We start from the raw sequence: 17,802 nt of genomic DNA, 5'->3' as shown, positions 1-17,802 counted from the left end.
CAGGCTGCGGTGATACAGAACAGGTGGGTCCTCGGCGAAGACCGTGAGTTCTGCGGGGCGGTCGATGTCCGGTGTGCGTTGCTGCCCACTCAGCATTCAGTCCGGACCAGCCCCCGGTCTTGAAGATCCTTGCGGGGTCGAGGTGTCATAGCCCCGGCGTACGGTCAGCCCATGCTGTGCGCCGTTCCCCTTGCCGCCCGGCCGGACTTCACCGTGACCACCGTGACCTGCCACGCCGACCACACCCGATGGTCGGCGCCGGAGGCGTGCGGTGATCACCGCCTTGTTCTCGTGCGGCGCGGCAGGTTCCGGCGTCGAGCCGACGGGATCGACGCCGACTTGGACCCCACCCTCGGCTACCTGGGCGCACCCGGAGAGGAAGAACGGTTCGCGCATCCCGCCGGTGGCGACGTGTGCACCTCGGTGAGCATCGGGCCCGAGTTCTGGGAAGGGCCGGCGGCCGCGCGATCGGTATACATCGACGCGCGCGTCGAGCTGGCCCACCACCGGCTGCTCGGGGCCGCCGCCGTCGGCGATATCGACTACGCGCTGACCGAGGAACTGCTCCGGCTCGTCGCTGTGGCCACCGGCCGCTCGACCCCGCGTCCCCGTCCGGCCGACCAGGCGATGGTCACCGCGGCGCGCCAAGCGATCCTCGCCGGTGCGACGGAAGCCGCCGGGTTGCGGTCGCTGGCCGGACTGCTGAGGGTCTCGCCGTACCGGCTGAGCCGGGTGTTCTCGCAACACATGGGCGTCTCGCTGACCCACTACCGCAACCGGGTACGCGTCGGCTACGCCATCGATCGGCTCACCGACGGCGAAACCGGCCTCGCCGATCTCGCCGCCGACCTCGGTTTCGCCGACCAGCCCCACCTGACCCGGACCGTGCGCGAGCACCTCGGCCACACGCCGGTCGCGCTGCGCCGACTACTCACCCAGCGAACGGACGACGCCCCCGTCCTGCGTGCGAGCTGACCCGTCGTGCTCGGCGGCCAGGAGCGGCACCCACCGACTATTTGCAGGTTCTGAAATATTGCAGTTTGTGCTAATTTATCGGGTGTGACTCAGGAACCGGTCAAGCAGGCCACGCTCGGTCTGCGCGAACAGAAAAAGCAACGGACCCTGCTCGATCTCTGCCTCGCCGCACGGCGGCTGGCGGTCGAGCGGGGGCTCGACGCGACGAATGTCGACGACATCGCCAAAGCGGTCGGCGTCTCGTCGCGCACCTTCTTCAACTACTACGACACCAAACTCGACGCGATAGTCGGTCCGATCGGTGAGATCGGCACGCCCGAGGCCAGACAGCAGTTCGTCGCAGGCGGTCCGACCGGTGTACTCATCGAGGACCTCACCTGGCTGCACGCCGCCGGCTACCAGCCGGAAAGCGAAGTGCGCGAGGGTATCGCGCTGGTCACCAAGATCATCATGGCCGAGCCGAGGGTGCTTGCCGCGTTCATCGCCTCCGGTGTTCGGATGGAGGCCGCCACCGCCGAGCTCCTCTCGGCCCGGCTCGGTGCCGATGTCACCCCCGAATTCGCCTCGCTCACCGCGGGAATCATGACGACCATCACGACGCGGGCAGCAATGTCGCTGGCCGCCGACCCGAACGGGTCGCTGGCAGCAGCGCTGCACGAGCACTGCGCCATGGCCGCCCGGCTGTTCGATCAGCTGGACGACGATACAAGGGAGACGCTCCGATGACCACGACGGCTGACTCGCCGCCCACCCCGATCGTCCTGACGCAGAAGCGGATCTGGCTGATCTTCTCCGCGCTGATCGCGGGCATGTTCCTGGCCAGCCTCGATCAGATGATCGTCGGCACCGCGATGCCGACCATCGTCGGCGAACTCGGCGGGGTCTCGCACATGGCCTGGACCGCCACCTCGTATCTGCTCGCCACCACCATCGTGATGCCGATCTACGGAAAACTCGGCGACATGTTCGGCAGGCGCTGGCTGTTCCTGTTCGCGATCACCGTGTTCACCGCCGCATCCATCGGCGCCGCCGCGTCGACCGGGTTCTGGGAGTTCATCGCCTTCCGCGGCCTGCAGGGTGTGGGTGGCGGTGGTCTGATGATCCTGGCGCAGGCCATCATCGCCGACGTGGTGCCCGCCAAGGACCGCGGCAAGTACATGGCGCCGATGGGTGCCGTCTTCGGTATCACCTCGGTCGCCGGACCGCTGCTCGGCGGTCTGTTCGCCGACCATCTCGACTGGCGCTGGTGCTTCTGGATCAATGTGCCGATCGGTATCGCCGCGCTGTTCATCGCCTTCCGCTACCTGGACATCCCCAGCCACCGGCCCAAGTTCCGGCCCGACTACCTCGGCATCGTGCTGATGTCGAGCGCGACCACGTTGCTGATCCTGATCACCGACTGGGGCGGCAAGCAGTACGAGTGGGGCTCGACGGTGATGGTGTCGATGATCGCCGCGTTCGTCGTGGTCGTCGCGGCCTTCGTGTTCGTCGAGTCGCGGGCCGCGGAACCGATGCTGCCGCTGTGGCTGTTCCGCAATCGCACCTTCGTGCTCACCTCGCTGATCGGATTCCTCGTCGGCCTGGTGATGTTCGCGGCGATCGGCTTCATCCCGACCTATCTGCAGATGGCCAGCGGAACCTCGGCCTCGGTGTCGGGCCTGCTGCTGATCCCGATGATGGTCGGCATGATGCTCACGCTGATCACCTCGATGAACATGGTCACCAAAACCGGTCGCTACCGGGTGTATCCGCCGATCGGCGCCGCACTCATCGGCATCGACATGCTGTGGCTGACCCGCCTGGACGCCAACACCTCGATGTGGCTGGTCTCGGCCATGCTGTTCGTCATGGGCGCGGGCCTCGGCCTGATCATGCAGATCATCGTGCTCGTGGTGCAGAACGCGGTGGCGCCCGACCAGATCGGCACGGCGACCAGCGCGAACAACTACTTCCGTGAAATGGGTGGCGCGCTGGGCATCGCGATCTTCGGTTCCATCTTCACCAGCAGGCTGACCGAGAATCTCACCGGCGCGTTCCAGGCCAACTGGCAGGAAGCGATGGCGGCGAAAATCGACCCGAGCGCGCTGATCCCCTCGGTGGTCAAGAACCTGCCGGACAAGCTGCACGACGCGATCGTCGGCGCCTACGTCGACGCGCTGGTCCCCGGATTCTGGTACCTGATTCCCGGTGCGGTGCTGGCGTTCGGGCTCGCGTTGTTCATCCCGCACCTGAAGCTCTCCGACGAAGCGGGCATGGTCGCGCGCGGTGAAGCAGTGATGGCCGAGGAGACGCCGGAACTGGTCAAGGAGGCCTGAGCGGGCGGTCTCGGCGGCGAGCCACCTTCCGGTGGAACGCCGCCGAGACCCCTACCAGGGCTACTGGCCCTAGCGATCGTGTGGTCAGGAATCCTGATGTGCGGCATCGAGCAGCGGCTGCCCGATCACACCCATCGCGTGCGATGCGCCACCGAGCACCCACCCGCCATCCGCCGGCAGTACAACTCCGGAGACGAAGTCCGCGAGCGGAGACGCGAGGAATCGGCAGACATTGGCGACGTCACGGGGAGTGCCGTAGCGGCGCAGCGGCACGCTGCCGGTGACCAGGGCGCGATCCTGCTCGGTCGGCGCCAGCCGGGCCATTCCCTCGGTGCCATCGATCGGGCCCGGAATCACGCCGTTGACGCGAACCCCGTGCGGACCCCATTCCATCGCCAGGACCTTGGTGAGCATGTCGACGCCTGCCTTGGCGGCACAGACGTGCGCCTGGGTGATGGTCGGCAACTCCGACTGCGGCGCCGAGATATTGATGACCGAGGCGCCCGGCTTGCGGAGGAACTGGTAACTCGCGCGCAGGACGTTGAACGTGCCGAGCAGATCGATGTCGACCACCGATTTGAACCCGTTGGCGGACATGCCGAGCGCGGCGGCGGGGAAGTTGCCCGCCGCACCGGAGATCATCACATCGAAGTCGCCGAACTCCTGATGCACCGATTCCAGGACCGCCTCGGTCGCGCTGTAGTCGCGCACGTCGGCGCTACCGCCGAGCGCTTGGGCACCGAGCGCGCGTAGCCGTTCGACGGCCGCGTCGACCTTGTCGGCGGAGCGACTGAGAACCGCGACCCGAGCACCTGCCCGCGCGAAGTCCTCGGCCACACCGAGATTGATGCCGCTGGTACCGCCCGCGACGACGACGACCTTGTCGGTCAGGTCGATCTTCTGGATGAATTCTGACTCCATGTCGGGCAGACTATCAGTAGTACGAACTATTTCTTGTCGTGATGATCGGTGACTGCGGTTGTCGATGGAGGGTGTGGTGCCGACTACTATCGGTCTGCTGTCCAGTCCAGAAATCGAGGTTTCCACCAGTGACCGAACCGTTGACCCCGGATATGGTCGCCGACCACATCACCTGCCTGCTGATAAAGCTCGGGCAGGTGACGTTCCGCGTGAGCGAGGATCGCCTCGCCACCCTGGGTCTGCGGACGAGGCACTTCATGATCTTGAAGGTGCTGGCAGGCGACAAGGCCAGTTCTCAGCTCGAACTCGGAACGCGGTTGCGGATCGACTCGACCACGATGGTTGCCGCGATCGACCACCTGGAGGCAGCGGGTCTTGCCGCCAGGATTCGCGATCACCGCGACCGTCGGCGGTTTCTCGTCGAGATCACCGAGCAGGGGATGCGCACAGTCGAGCAGGCCGACGAGCTGGTCCGCACGCTGAACGACGACCTACTCGACGGCCTCGACCCGGATGAGCGCACAAACCTGCATCAAGCGCTGCTGGCGCTCAATTCCGGCGAAGCGTTGCCACTGGCCTACGATGCTGTCCGGCAACGCTGATGGTGAGCTGGCCACTAGCCATTCCCGCCGAGCGACTCGTCGACGGCGAGGTGTCTTTGCGCAGCTACGAATCCGCCGACGCAACAGGACTATTCGCCGCGATCGGCGACGCGCGGGTGTGGGAGCACATCCCGCGGCTGATCCCGCGCGATGCCAGTGAACTCGATGCCACCATGGCGCCAGGACTCGGTGCCGCGCAACGTCTGGCCTTCACAGTGTTTCGAGAATCCACGATCGTTGGAACGACCTCGATCTTCTTCGAGTCGGCCACGCCCGACGGGGTCGAGATCGGTGCGACCCTGTTCGCTCCGTCGGTCTGGGGCACCGGCATCAACGCGCGGGTGAAGTCCATACTGGTCCGGGAGGTGTTCGAGATAGGGGCACAGTGGATTTCGCTGCGTACCGATGAACGCAACTTCCGGTCGGCCGCCGCGATCCGCAAGCTGGGCGCCGTCGATCTCGGCGTGCGCCAGGACACTGTCGTCCGCCGTGACGGCAGCCTTCGCCGGAGTCGGTTCTTCCGCCTCGAGCCGTCCTCGGCGTAGCCGCCGAACGGAGCGGGCCCATGAGCGCCGTCGGCGGCCGGTGGCCCACGCGGCCTGCCCGACCGCATAGTGCCGTTGCTGGGCGTCGCGCAGATCGCCGGTGCTCTGACCGCCACGAAGGCTCGGTTCAACCGTGCCAGCGACGGTAGACCTCGACGGCGCCCGGGTGCAGCGGGACGGTTCCGGTGCCGATCAGGAATCGGCCGTCGAGGAACTGGGTGCCTGCGGCCTCGGCGGGGACGAGGCTGTCGGCGTGCCGGACCAGCAGGTCGACGATGGCGGCCGCGGTCTCGTCGGGCAGGGTCGCCGCGGCCAGTAGCAGGTTGGCGACGCCGATGGTGTGGATCGCCGGGCCCGCAGGATAGGCGTCGGCGGGAATGGCGACTCGGTCGTAGACGGGCCCGTACTGTTCTCGCATCGGTGTGGCGAGGGCGCCGAGGTCGATCAGCCGCATCGGGTCGGGCACGGTGAGGGCGGCGGTCGGCACGCCACCAGCCCACAGCAACGCGTCGATGGTGCCGTCCGTCAGTGCCTGTGCGGCGTCCCTGAGGGGGCGATGCTCGACCACTACATCGGCGGCGGGATCGAGACCGGCCGTCGCCAGCAGCCGCCGACCGGTGACCGCGGCGCCCGAGCCCGCGGCACCGAGATTGACTCGGCGGCCACGCAAGTCGGCGACCTCGTCGATCGGGCTCTCGGCGCGGACCGCCAGCTGCAGGTAGTTCTCGTACACGCGGCCGAGCGCAACCACTCGACCCCCGAAGTCGCTCGCCGAATCCGCCAGCGCGAGTGCCATGCCGACATCGCCGTCGGCGACCATCCGCAGATTCTGTTGCGATCCAGCGGTTTCCACCGGTTCGATGCGCAGGGTGCCGGTTTCGTTCGCGGCCGCGGTGGCCAGGAGTCGAGCGAAGGCGTAGTAGAAGCCGCCGTCCTCGCCCGAGGCCAGGCGCACCGTCACCGAATCGCTTGTGCTGCAACCGAACATGCCCGCCGATGCGAGCGCGGCCAGGGCCAGCATCCGGCGACGTGACATCGGCGAACCGCCCTTCATCGCGCCACCACCGGCACACGGACCGCCACGGCGAGGCCGTGCGGCCGCACCGCCTCGACCGTCAGAGTCCCGCCCCGCGCCTTGGCCAGCGCCTGCGCGATCGACAGTCCCAGGCCCGTTCCGCCGGAGGACGCGGTTGTCCCGCGGAAGAACCGGCGGTGAGTTTGTCGAGTTCGTCCGATGGAACACCGGTCCCGTTATCGGCGACCCCGGACCGTCACCCATTCCGGCTCGATCGTCACACCGACGACCGTGTGCGCGCTGGGTCCCCCGGTTCCTGACCTTCCCTTACAGCGTGTCTGGAAATCTAGATGGTTTTCAGACACCGCCCTTCTCGGGCGTCGTCGGTTCACGCCACGCAAGTGGCGTGAACCTCGGTTCCCGCGTCAACCGGGACGGTTTCACCGACACCCATAAGGTGTCGGTCAGCGCCTTCCCGTCGGCGGACATTGGTAACCCGGCCTCCTGCTCGGGGGTCCGGGGATCGTGAAAAGTCCTTTCGCACCGTCGGCCACAGCGCGAGATTGATCGCCGCGTTATGGTCACGGTCAGCACGAAACCCACACCCGCAGACGAACACTCGATCCCCCAATGACAGCGTCAGGTTGAGTGTGCCGCAGGCCGAGCACCGTTTACTCGACGGATACCAACGATCCGCGACGGTGACCGTGCCACCACGCCACGTCTGTTTGTAGACCAACAGCCGGGCGAAGTCGGCCCATCCGACATCGCTGATCGCGCGCGCCAAGCAACGGTTGCCGAGCATCCCCGCCACGTTCAAGTCTTCGACAATGAGCCGGTCGTGGGTCTTGACCAGCCGGTTGGCGACCTGATGAGCGAAATGACGACGAATATTGGCGACCCTGTGATGGTGGCGGCCCAACCGGGCGACCGCCTTCCGATGGTTGTGGGATCCCTTCTGTTTCCGAGCTATCGACTTCGCCAGGTGTCGTTGCCGATCCAGTCCGGCGGCCAGTGGTTTGGGAGCGGTGTCGATACGGGCAACCTCGCTACCGTCGGCATTCGCGGCGACAACAAACGCGTTCAGCCCGCGGTCGATCCCGACCCAGCCACCGTCATCGCTGTGTTCGCGGGGCCGGTGATGGTGGGCTGTGTGTAGCTCGGATGCTTCGGTGGTCAGGTTGATCCACCAGCGTTGCGCCCGATAGGAGACGGTGGCGTGGAGGATCTTCGCCCGGCCTTTGGTGAGCATCCGCCGCAACCGGCGGGTGTCCTCGCGCACCCGGACTGCACCGATCCCGGGCAACGCCACCGACCGGGCTCTTGCCTGGTCACCGATCCGGATCGCTGCCCGCCCTACTTTGGTGTGTTTGTTGCGGATCCGAAACGCCGGGACGGTTTTATCCCTCTTCTTGAAACGAGGGAACCCAACCCTCTTGCCTGCGCGTTTGCCGGTTCTGGAGTCCGAGAACGCGGCCAGCGCGCGACCGCAGTCGACGGCGGCTTCCTCGAAGACTTGCTGACATACCTCGGCGCGCCACGCCAGCCCGGTCACCTGGATCTCGGCGACCCCGTCCGCGCCGACAGCGATGACCCTTCCTGCGGCTTCGGTCTTCTTCCAGGTGTTGAACGTGTTGATCAGATCGAACCGGGTCCACGGGACCGGACATTCTGGGCGGGTTCTACGTTGGGCGAGAGCGGTTCTCACGAAGTCGAGGCTTTGGTTGAACGCGAACCGGGCCGCTCCGGCATGCCGGGCGAGCGTGACGGACTGCTCGACCGTGGGGTCGAGGCAGTACCGAAAAGTCGTGTGGCGGCTCATCATCGACGAGTGTGACACAAGCCACCGACACAGATAGACGAGCTGCCTGGCGCAGTCGCCTCAGAGCGCATCTGAGAACTCGGTCAGGTACGGGCGAGGCGGCGTGACATGACGGCGATCATGGCGATATAGACGATCGCTTCATGATGATCGGGTCGGGTCTCGTAGTCACGGATGCAGCGGCGGTGGTTGGTGATCCAGCCGAATGTGCGCTCGACCACCCAACGACAGGGCAATACCTTGAATCCGGCAAGATCGTCGGTGCGTTTGGCGATGTGGATCGTCAGTGCCAGGATGGTTTTCGACCAATCCGCCAGTCGCCCGGTGTAACCACCGTCGGCCGACGAGGGTGATCGTGGAGAACTTCGCCCGCATCGCGACCAGCATCCGGATCACGCCGTCGCGGTCCTGGATCGAGGCGACGGTGACGACTACGGCAGCAGCAGGCCGTTGGTGTCCACGGCGATGTGACGTTTGCGTCCGTTGGTCTTCTTGCCGCCGTCATAGCCCGGCTACCGCGCGGCACAGTGTCGGAGCCCTGGACTGATTGGGAGTCGATGATCGCCGCTGTCGGAGTCGGCTTGCGTCCGCCTCGCGCCCGCGACCGGTCGCGCAGTGCGTCATGGATGCGCTGCGATGCGCCTGTGGCGACCCATCGCTGGTAAATGTCGTAGACGGTCTTGGCTGGGGGGAACTCTGACGGCATCGGTTTCCATGTGATGCCGCCGCGCACAACATAGAAGATCGCATCCAGAACAGCACGGCGGCAATGTAATTCAGGTCGACCGCCTCGACCGCCTCGACCGCCTCGACCGCCTCGACCGCCTCGATCGCCTCGTCCGCCCTTGCCAGGATGTCGGCCATGTCGGCCATGTCGGCCATGTCGGCTCGATTCGGTGACGGACTCCTGACGGTGCGCTGTTGCGATCGCCTCTACCGAGGATAACTTCGTCGATTGCCCGAGTCCGGCGGGATCACCCCGTCCGGTATGCCCGGAGAAACGCACGCACGCCTTCGACGATGAGTGGCCGGATTCGAGGGTCCTGCACGGCATTGGCGGACCCGAATCGGCTGATCGCGACTCCGAAGGTCAGCGCGATGAAGTGGTCGGCCGCGCGTCGCGGTCCAGGACCGTGCTGCCGACGCGGGTCAGCTGAGGAGCCGATTTTCCGCTTGCTTACCGCTGTCGCCCCCGAAGTGGTTTCGACATGCGGCAGCCCCGTTGACGTTCGGCCAACCTGGTACTCGGGTATCGAACCGCACTGCGAATCCTCGATGATCCGGACAATTTCCCGCGGATCCGCGCCGTGCGCGCCCCTGTTCGTCCCCTAGGCGGCCCTACCGCGGGGTAAGTTGCCTACTAATGTGGCGAAACTGGCTGCAGCACCGTCGATTACGGCGCTGTGGCCCTTGGTATGGAGGAGATTGTCATGGAACCGATCGTGCTGGATTCGACCGGGGCCGACATCCAAGGTGAGTCGGCCCGCATTCAGCAGCGGGGCCCGGTGGCGCTGGTCGAGCTGCCGGGCGCCGTGCCCGCCTGGTCGGTCACCGATCAGGCTGTGCTCCGGAGCCTGCTCGCCGATCCTCGGGTGTCGAAGGACCCCAGGCAGCACTGGGCGTCGTTCATGAACGGCGAGATCACCGAGGCGTGGCCATTGCTGCCTTGGGTGGCCGTCGACAGCATGTTCACCGCCTACGGTTCCGATCACCGCAGGCTGCGCAGGCTGGTCTCCCCGGCCTTCACTCATCGCCGCACTACCGCGCTGCGTCCGCGGATTGCTGAGATCACCGAGGGCCTGCTCGATGAGCTGGCTGCCGTACCTGTCGGCGAGCCGGTCGATCTGCGCGAGCGCTTCGCCTACCCGGTCCCGATCCGGGTCATCACCGAGCTGGTTGGTGTGCCCGATGAGCTGGGGCCGGCTATGCACAAATGCGTCGACGGCTTTTTCGACGGCTCGTTCACTGCCGAGCAGGCACAGGCCAATTACCTCGAAATGTACCGATTGGTCAGCGAACTCGTCGCCTACCGTCGGAAGCACCCGGGTGATGACGTCACCAGCGTGCTGATCGCCACGCGCGACGAGGCCGACGATACCCAGCTGAGCGAGAAGGAGCTCGTCGACACGTTGATGCTGGTCATCAACGCCGGCCACGAGACGACGGTCAATCTGCTCGACCAGGCGATTGTCGCCATGCTCACCCATCCCCAGCAGCGGTCCGCAGTGGCTGCGGGCCGGGTGTCGTGGTCGGACGTGGTGGAAGAGTCACTGCGCTTCCAGGCGCCGGTGGCGCACCTGCCCCTGCGGTATGCCGTCGAGGACATCGACATAGCGGGCGGGTACCGGATCAGTAAGGGCGAGGCCATCTTGGCCTCCTACGCGGGCGCCAGTCGTGACCCGAAGGTGCACGGCGCCACAACCGCCGAGTTCGACCCCACCCGTGCCACCCGCGAGCAGCACCTCGCCTTCGGCCACGGGGCACACCATTGCCTCGGAGCACCGCTGGCCAGGCTGGAGGCCGCCGTCGCGTTGCCCGCTCTGTTCGACCGATTCCCGCAGATGCGCCTGGCCGCGAGCCCGGCCGCGCTGGCGCCGGTTCCCAGTTTCATCTCCAATGGGCACGCCACCGTTCCGGTGCTCCTGCACGCGGACCAGGCCCAATAGAGGTTCGTGATCTTTCCTCGCTGAAACGGGCTGGTCAGTTCGACCTGCCGAAGTCTTGTCCGCCACGTCCGGCCAGCGCGCCGATCTGGTCGGCCAGCATGCCCATCATGGCATCGGCGGTTTCCAGGAATACTGCGCGGTCAGCCCATTCCAGTCAGGCGGTCGTGTTCGAGAGCGCCTGGCCGATTAGCACGAGGAACCGGTCGAGGAGGCCGCGAACCACACCGTCTTCACGCCTACCTCGAACTTGACGACAAACGAGCGATACTCGAAGGGACGGGCGAGATCATGAGCAGCGATGCAGCACAGCAGAACCGGCGAGACGACTACTCCGCCATGTATGGGCAGTTGATCCTGCACGCCGAAAACTCCGTCAGCGCGGTGCGGAAGCGGACCGTGCGCTGGGCACTCCTCGTCGCACTATCACTCGTGATGGCGGGCGTCGTTGTGCTGTATGTCTTCCGTGTCGCCGAACCGGGCAGTGGCCCGCCTCCCTGGTGGATCTACGTCCCGCTCTTCTCCGCCGGAGGGCTGCTGTTCTGGGGCTTCTGGGAGTTCCTCGACCTGCTGTCGGCGTGCCGGCATGCGGGCTGGTCGGTCGACGTGTACGAGCAGGGCGTCATCGAGTCGCGCTTCGGCACGGCGCGACAGGCCATGCCGTTCTCCGGCGGCGTGCTCGACCTACACCGCACGCTCTTTACCTCTCCGCATCCCCAGCACGGATCCGGCAGACTCACCGCTCCCTGGCGCGGCGAGCTGGCACAGGCGGCGTCCAAAATCGACATCGCAGCGAAACCGGTCCTCGTGCGAGAGACACTGGCACAGCTCCGGACAGGACACCTGGTCTCCTTTCCCGGCAAGCGAAACGGCAAGCCCGGGATCACTCTGACCCCGAACATGCTGAGGCTTCCCGACGGGCGAGAGTACGTGTACACCTCGATGCGGATGCATTACTCGATCTCCGACGGCACCGGTGGCTACACCGCCACCGACGATCCCGCCCGGGCGAACGTGTTGGGCTTCAGCGACGATCGAGGAGATGGCGTTCGAGGCCTGCAGCGAACCAGCCCCAACCTCGCGGTGGTACGCGAGGTGCTCCACATTCTCATCGACCCCGACGGACACACGACGTACTACGAGAAATTTTCCCACCAGGAGCAGGAGAAGCAATGACCAATCAGCAGGCCGAGACACGGAACGCCGGCACACAGACGGTCTACGCCGCTCCGACGGCTCCGGGACGCGATTGTCGGCGAGTTCACCCCACCGCCGACCCCATGCCCTCGGCTATGACGTCAATTATCTCCACAACGTGCCGCTCTGGCTGCCGTACTCCCGGACATTCCCGCTCGAATCCGGCCCTTCAAATGCCCGGTGACATACCACCATTCCATCTGCTTGCTGTGGCTGGATTCGTTCTCGGCGACGAACTGGGCCGGTGTCTGCGCGGCGGCCTGGCCTGACATGCTGATCGACAACGCGGCTGCGAGTCCGGCAACAAGCACGCGAATCAGGCCGGGGCGCCGGGATCGCTGGGACTGGGGAATGAACAATGGAGCCTCCTCGGGGGCGAACAAGCACAAAGTAATCGCCGCCGAAGTTCGACTACAATTCGCATTCGCGATCGTCGATGACCCGCATCGCACCACCGAAATCGCCAGATCAACGCAAGGATTTGTCACCGTCGGCGACGGCACAGTGACGTTCCGTCGAACGATGCTCGTGTTTACGTCAGAGTTGCTTCGACGGACGATATGTTGGCTAGCTCGGTGAAGCCGAGGCGATGACTGATCGCGGCGCCGGGGAGGTTTGGTTGGACGAGCAGGCGTTCGGGCGCGCCGCCGCTTTGCAAGCAAATGGTGATTCGTTTGTATGGCATGATGGAACCGGTTTCCAGTAATGTCACCATCCTGACCGGTTCGATGAGTCGTTGATGAATTGATGACCGTTGGCGCCGCCACCGGTCGTGGGATCTATATCGGTGTGAGTGCACCCGGTGTGCGCCGTTCATTTGTTTGCGGATTCAGGTATTCGGCGTTCTCGGTGCTTGTACCCAGATGATGCCCGGAAAACGACACCACAGGAGCCCCCGACAAATGCTGCCTGCCATGACCCACGACGAGCGCGAACGATTCCTCGCTGCCCCCCGCGTCGGCGTTCTCGGAGTCGCCGACCCCAGAGGTGGCGCCCGTGCTCCCCTGGTAGTACCGATCTGGTACGGCTACGAGCCGAGAGGTGAGATCGTGGTCGAGATGGGCCGCGAGACGATCAAAGCCCAATTGCTGTGTGCCGCCGGTCGGTTCAGCCTTTGCGTGCAGGACGAGCAGCCGCCGTACCGGTACGTCAGTGTCGAGGGACCCGTGACGGCCGTCGAGGATCCGATCGACCCGGCCGTGCGCGAGACGCTGGCCCAGCGCTATCTGGACCCCGAGGAAGCCCGTGCCTATCTGGCGGCGACCGCGGACCAGCTCGAGCAAGACATCGCCTTCCGGATGCGCCCACAGCGCTGGCGCACCGCCGACTTCGCCTCCTTCGCCGCCGAATTCGCGGAAGTCGGCGCCGAACCGGGCCGCGACGGCCGCACCGGCTGAACAGCACACCGCACGCACCGAGCAACCGAAGCCGTACGAACGGAGAAGGACTTGGTGACCTACATCAATGGTTCGTCATGCCCGCGTACCGCATCCCCGACCTCAGCCGACATACCGTTGCCCGCCTATCCGCGCGACGCAGGCATACCGGAGCTGTTCCAGGCGCAGGCCGCCGCGCGACCGGACGAGCCCGCTGCCCGGCACGGCGAGCGCGCCCTGACCTATGGACAGCTGGCCGCCCGGGCCGAGGATGTGGCGGCACGGCTGCTCGCCCAGGGCGTCGAGCCGGGTGATCTGGTCGGCGTATGCGGGAGCCGCTCGCTGGAGGCACTGGTCGCGCTGCTCGGCATCCTCGTGGCCGGCTGCGTGTACGTACCGCTCGACGAGGACCTCCCACCGGCCCGATTGCGGGCCATGGCCGAGGACGCGGGATTGCGGGCCGCCGTCGTCCTCCCCGGCAGCGCGCATCGCATGCGCGGGCTGCGCGTGCGCATCGAGCTCGACGACCACACGACGGGCGGGGAGATCCACGCACCGCAGCGCAGGCAAGTCCGCGTTGCCTGCGCCACTGACCCCGCCTACGTCGTTTTCACCTCCGGCACAACCGGTCGCCCCAAGCCGGTGGCCGTTCCACATCGGGGCGTGGTCCGGCTCGTACTGTCCGACCATCGACTGCCGTCGCCCGGGCCGGGCGACCGGGTCCTGCACGCCTACGGCCTGTCCTCCGATGCCTCGACGATCGAGATCTGGACCGCGCTGCTCACCGGCGCGTGCCTGGTCATCGCGGACCGGGAGGAACTGCTCTCGCCCACCGCCCTGGCGGAGCTACTCCGCGCGCGGGAGGTGACGTTCGCGTACCTGACGACGAGCGTCTTCCATCTCGTCGCCCGCACCCGCCCCGAGGCGCTGGCCGGGCTGCGTTTCGTCTCGGCAGGCGGGGAGGCGATGGATCCGCCGCTGGCGAATGCCGTCCTCGCGGCCTGCCCCGGCACCACCGTGGTCAACTTCTACGGTCCAACCGAGAATTCGGTGGTCTCCACCGCCCACGTGTTGCACCCGCTGCCGGCGGACGCGACGCACGTTCCCCTCGGGCGTCCTTTCGGCGCCTCCACCTGTCACGTCGTGCTGGCCGATGGGTCGGTCGCCGGGCCCGGCGAAGAGGGTGAGCTCTACGTCGGCGGGGACGGGTTGGCCCTCGGCTACCTCGGCGACCCGCAGCTGACCGCCGAACGGTTCGTGCGACTGCCCGCGGTGGAACCGGCCGGGCTGCTGTACCGGACCGGCGATCGGGCGGTGTGGGCTGACGGTCTGCTGGAGTTTCGTGGGCGGCTGGATCGTCAGGTGAAGTTGCGCGGCGCGCGCGTCGAACTCGACGAGGTGGAGGCCCGATTGCGGGCTCACCCGGCGGTCGGTGAGGCCGTAGTCGAGGCGGCGGACGGGGCGCTGACCGCGTACGTCACCGCCGCTCGGCCGGGCTGCTCACTGCCGCTGCCGGAGCTGCGCGCGTACTGCGCGCAGTGGCTGCCGCCGCAGGCCGTGCCGGTGCTGGTACCCCTTGACCATTTCCCGGTGACCAGCGGTGGCAAGGTGGACCGTGCCCGGCTGCGGGCCGCCGCGTCCGGGGTGGAGACAGCGGAGCACGCCGTGGTCGATGGCATGCTCGGTGTGCTCACCCAGGTGTGGCACCAGGTGCTGCGCGTCCGCCCCACGCCGCGAGACGACTTCTTCCTCCTCGGCGGTGACTCCCTGCTCGCCTCCGAGGCCGTTACCCGCACCCTCGCAGTCCTGAACCTCGACGCCGCCCGGGGCTCCGGCCTGATCAGGGCGCTGCTGACCGCACGCACACTGGAGGGCTACGCGGCTGCCGTCGATCAAGCGCGCGACGGCACCATGGCGACAGCCGAGGGAGTCGTCGACTTCGTGAAGGAGACCGAGCTCGGCTTCGACCTACCGTCGGCCCATGGCCCGGATCCGAGCCCACATGCCCCGCGGGAGGTGTTGCTCACGGGCGCTTCAGGGTTCGTCGGCGCCTTCCTCCTCGACCGGCTGCTGCGCTCCACGTCGGCGCGGGTCCACTGCCCGGTGCGGGCGGTCGGCCGGGTGCGCGCCGAGCAGCGGGTGCGCACGGCGCTCGCCCGTTACGGGCTGCGTCCGGACGCGGCCGCGTGGCGCCGGGTGGAATGCTTCCCCGGTGACCTGACCGAGCCCCGGCTCGGCCTGTCGCAGGCGCACGCGGATGAGCTGGCCCGCACCCTGGACCTGGTGGTGCACAACGGCGCCCACGTCAACTTCCTCTATCCCTACGAGCAGTTGCGCGCAGCGAATGTGGACGGCACCCGGGAGGTCGTCCGGATCGCGGCGCCACGTCGAGTGCCGGTGCACTTCATCTCGACGGTCGCCGTCGTCGCCGGGTTCGGCGCGGCGGGGGTCCGCGAAGTGGCCGAGGATCTGCCGTTGGCCCACGCGGACGGACTCACCCTCGGTTACGCGGAGAGCAAGTGGGTCGCCGAGGGCGTGCTGCGGCAGGCGGCGTCGCAGGGCCTGCCGGTGGCGGTGTACCGGCCGTACGAGGTGACGGGCGACCGGACACACGGTGTGTGCAACACCGAGACGGCCATCTGCTCGCTGTTCAAGACGATCGCCGAGACCGGGCTCGCCCCGGACATCGAGCTGCCCATGGACTTCGTGCCAGTGGACCACCTCGCCGAGTCCATCGTCCACATCGCCACCCACCGGCCGGCCGAGGGCCGCGTCCATCACCTCACCAACCCGCGCCGGGCAATGCTCTCCGACGTCCTCGACCGGATGCGCGCGGCCGGCTTCGTGCTGCGGACGCTGCCCTACGCGCAGTGGGTCGGCGAGCTGGTTCGCTATGTCGGCGAGCATCCGACCAGCGCGACAGCCCCGTTCGTGTCCCTGTGCGTCGACCGGAGCCGCACGGCGGATATGTCGGTCAAGGAGATGTACCTCGAGGACACGTTCCCGAGGCTGGGGCGGGTCAACACCGAGGCGGCGCTGTCGGGCAGCGGACTGCACTGTCCGCCGGTCGACTCGGCCCTGCTCGACCGCTACCTGGAGTACCTCTTCACCTCCGGTTACCTCGCCCGCCCCGCCGCCGTGCCTTCGGTGACCAGCCTGTGAGCGACGTCGACGTCGACGCCGTCGTCGGAGTGCCTGCCGTCGAACCGGGAACAGCTGGTCCGCCGTGCGCCTATGCCCGGCTGCGCGACGAAAAGCCCGTCGTCCGAACGCGATTGCCCAACGGCGAGACGGGCTGGCTGATCAGCCGGTACGCGGATGTGCGGGCCGCGTTCGCCGATCCGCGATTGGAGCGGCCGCTGCTGTCCGCCTGGCCGCGCAGCGATGACGACGACGAGCCGCCACCGTGCCTGCCGACCTTTCTGGAGATGACCGGGGAGCACCACGAACGGGTGCGGCGAGCCGTTCTGCCACTGTTCGGCCGACGGCGGCTCGAGTTCATGGGACCGCGGATCCGGGCCATGGCGGAGGAGTTGATCGACACGATGGTGGCTGGGGCCGCGGACGGGACGGCGGATCTCGTCGCCTCCTACGTCGAGCCGCTCCCGCTGCGGGTGTTGTGCGAGACCACCGGACTGCCGCACGAGGACCGCGACATCTACCTGCCGCACACCCTCACCCTTCTCGGCGCGTCGGGGCTGTCGAAGGCGGAGGTGCTGGCGGCACTGAACGCGCTGCAGGACTACGCGTCCGCGCTCGTCTCCCGTAAGGAGCAGGCGGGCTTCGTCCAGCTGCTCCTCGCTCAGAGTCGTTGTCCGGGTAGCGAGTTGACCCGCGACGACGTCGTCAGCTTCGTCGTCACGATGCTCATGGCCGGCTACAAGACCACTATGCAGCACACCGGCAACGCCCTGCTCGCGTTGCTCACCCATCCCCTCGAACTGCGGCGATTGCGCGAGGAACCGGCCCGCATCGGCACGGCGGTGGAGGAGTTGCTGCGGTACGTGCCGCTGATGAACGCGATCAACATCCTCGTCGCGAAGGAGGACTTCACGCTGCACGACCAGCACATCCGCGCGGGCGACGCGGTCGTCCCCGTGCCGGCGTCGGCCAACCGCGATCCCGGGGCCTTCGCCGACCCCGACCGCCTCGACCTGACCCGATCGCCCAACGCGCACATCGCATTCGGGCACGGCCCGCACATGTGCACCGGCGGGCACCTGACGAGGCTTCAGCTCGCCACCACGATCCAGGTGCTGGTGGAGCGGCTGCCCGGCATCGAGCTCGCGGTGCCGGTCGATTCGATTCCCTGGGACGAGTCGACTCCGCTGCGCGCCCCGGCACGGCTGCCGGTGCGCTGGTGACCGGTCG

At 67.1% G+C, this 17,802-nt stretch carries 17 protein-coding genes; 10 read left to right on the top strand and 7 right to left on the bottom strand.

Annotation, left to right across the window (positions count from 1 at the left end; all coding sequences use genetic code 11):
• The first annotated feature begins 171 nt into the window (after positions 1-171).
• The 3 genes from ACFXKN_RS06950 (at position 172) to ACFXKN_RS06940 (ending at position 3,290) form a co-directional block, all read left to right on the top strand.
• Positions 172-975, top strand: coding sequence for a helix-turn-helix domain-containing protein (locus tag ACFXKN_RS06950; protein WP_379432625.1), 804 nt, complete (start codon positions 172-174; stop codon positions 973-975).
• Between the two features lie 84 nt (positions 976-1,059).
• Entirely contained in the window at positions 1,060-1,701 is a 642-nt protein-coding gene (locus ACFXKN_RS06945; protein WP_378950806.1) for a helix-turn-helix domain-containing protein, read from the top strand.
• Positions 1,698-3,290 (top strand): MDR family MFS transporter, encoded by a 1,593-nt coding sequence (locus ACFXKN_RS06940; protein WP_378950803.1) that lies wholly within the window; start codon positions 1,698-1,700, stop codon positions 3,288-3,290. The genes ACFXKN_RS06945 and ACFXKN_RS06940 overlap by 4 nt, the downstream gene beginning before the upstream one ends.
• 84 nt (positions 3,291-3,374) lie before the next feature.
• On the opposite strand, the gene ACFXKN_RS06935 is transcribed toward ACFXKN_RS06940, so the two are convergent.
• A complete protein-coding gene (locus tag ACFXKN_RS06935; RefSeq protein ID WP_379432624.1) occupies positions 3,375-4,211 on the bottom strand; it encodes an SDR family oxidoreductase in 837 nt (278 codons plus the stop codon).
• A gap of 128 nt (positions 4,212-4,339) precedes the next feature.
• Here ACFXKN_RS06935 and ACFXKN_RS06930 point away from each other — a divergent pair, with 128 nt between their 5' ends.
• A complete protein-coding gene (locus ACFXKN_RS06930) occupies positions 4,340-4,813 on the top strand; it encodes a MarR family winged helix-turn-helix transcriptional regulator (RefSeq protein WP_379432623.1) in 474 nt (157 codons plus the stop codon).
• A gap of 2 nt (positions 4,814-4,815) precedes the next feature.
• Positions 4,816-5,358 (top strand): GNAT family N-acetyltransferase, encoded by a 543-nt coding sequence (locus tag ACFXKN_RS06925; protein WP_379432622.1) that lies wholly within the window; start codon positions 4,816-4,818, stop codon positions 5,356-5,358.
• Positions 5,359-5,485: 127 nt separating this feature from the next.
• On the opposite strand, the gene ACFXKN_RS06920 is transcribed toward ACFXKN_RS06925, so the two are convergent.
• The 5 genes from ACFXKN_RS06920 to ACFXKN_RS06900 form a co-directional block, all read right to left on the bottom strand.
• On the bottom strand, positions 5,486-6,412 hold the full coding sequence (locus tag ACFXKN_RS06920; protein ID WP_379432621.1) for a TAXI family TRAP transporter solute-binding subunit: 927 nt from the start codon (positions 6,410-6,412) through the stop codon (positions 5,486-5,488).
• Entirely contained in the window at positions 6,409-6,594 is a 186-nt protein-coding gene (locus ACFXKN_RS06915) for an ATP-binding protein (protein WP_378950962.1), read from the bottom strand. Before ACFXKN_RS06915 ends, ACFXKN_RS06920 begins: the two co-directional genes overlap by 4 nt.
• Positions 6,595-6,761: 167 nt before the next feature.
• On the bottom strand, positions 6,762-8,195 hold the full coding sequence (locus ACFXKN_RS06910) for an RNA-guided endonuclease InsQ/TnpB family protein (protein WP_378950788.1): 1,434 nt from the start codon (positions 8,193-8,195) through the stop codon (positions 6,762-6,764).
• A gap of 83 nt (positions 8,196-8,278) precedes the next feature.
• A complete protein-coding gene (locus ACFXKN_RS06905) occupies positions 8,279-8,476 on the bottom strand; it encodes a transposase (protein ID WP_378950959.1) in 198 nt (65 codons plus the stop codon).
• A gap of 2 nt (positions 8,477-8,478) precedes the next feature.
• Complete coding sequence (locus ACFXKN_RS06900; protein ID WP_379432620.1) at positions 8,479-9,249, bottom strand: transposase; 771 nt, start codon at positions 9,247-9,249, stop codon at positions 8,479-8,481.
• A gap of 376 nt (positions 9,250-9,625) precedes the next feature.
• Between ACFXKN_RS06900 and ACFXKN_RS06895 the strand changes: the two genes are divergently transcribed.
• On the top strand, positions 9,626-10,861 hold the full coding sequence (locus tag ACFXKN_RS06895; RefSeq protein WP_378950782.1) for a cytochrome P450: 1,236 nt from the start codon (positions 9,626-9,628) through the stop codon (positions 10,859-10,861).
• Between the two features lie 288 nt (positions 10,862-11,149).
• Positions 11,150-12,034, top strand: a complete 885-nt coding sequence (locus ACFXKN_RS06890) for a hypothetical protein (RefSeq protein ID WP_378950779.1) — start codon at positions 11,150-11,152, stop codon at positions 12,032-12,034.
• 122 nt (positions 12,035-12,156) lie between these two features.
• Here ACFXKN_RS06890 and ACFXKN_RS06885 read toward each other — a convergent pair whose 3' ends face one another.
• Entirely contained in the window at positions 12,157-12,414 is a 258-nt protein-coding gene (locus ACFXKN_RS06885) for a hypothetical protein (RefSeq protein WP_378950776.1), read from the bottom strand.
• Between the two features lie 555 nt (positions 12,415-12,969).
• Between ACFXKN_RS06885 and ACFXKN_RS06880 the strand changes: the two genes are divergently transcribed.
• The 3 genes from ACFXKN_RS06880 to ACFXKN_RS06870 are packed head-to-tail and all read left to right on the top strand — an operon-like array spanning position 12,970 to position 17,795.
• Positions 12,970-13,452, top strand: coding sequence for a pyridoxamine 5'-phosphate oxidase family protein (locus ACFXKN_RS06880; protein ID WP_379432619.1), 483 nt, complete (start codon positions 12,970-12,972; stop codon positions 13,450-13,452).
• A gap of 54 nt (positions 13,453-13,506) precedes the next feature.
• A complete protein-coding gene (locus ACFXKN_RS06875; protein ID WP_379432618.1) occupies positions 13,507-16,593 on the top strand; it encodes an amino acid adenylation domain-containing protein in 3,087 nt (1,028 codons plus the stop codon).
• Positions 16,590-17,795: a cytochrome P450 gene (locus ACFXKN_RS06870; RefSeq protein WP_379432617.1), complete on the top strand. Its 1,206-nt coding sequence runs from the start codon at positions 16,590-16,592 to the stop codon at positions 17,793-17,795. Before ACFXKN_RS06875 ends, ACFXKN_RS06870 begins: the two co-directional genes overlap by 4 nt.
• Positions 17,796-17,802: the final 7 nt, after the last annotated feature.

The sequence above is a fragment of the Nocardia sp. NPDC059195 genome, from assembly GCF_042754695.1.
Lineage (GTDB): Bacteria > Actinomycetota > Actinomycetes > Mycobacteriales > Mycobacteriaceae > Nocardia.
The sequence above is the reverse complement of the archived record's forward strand: the minus strand, read 5'-3'. Positions and strand labels throughout refer to the sequence as shown.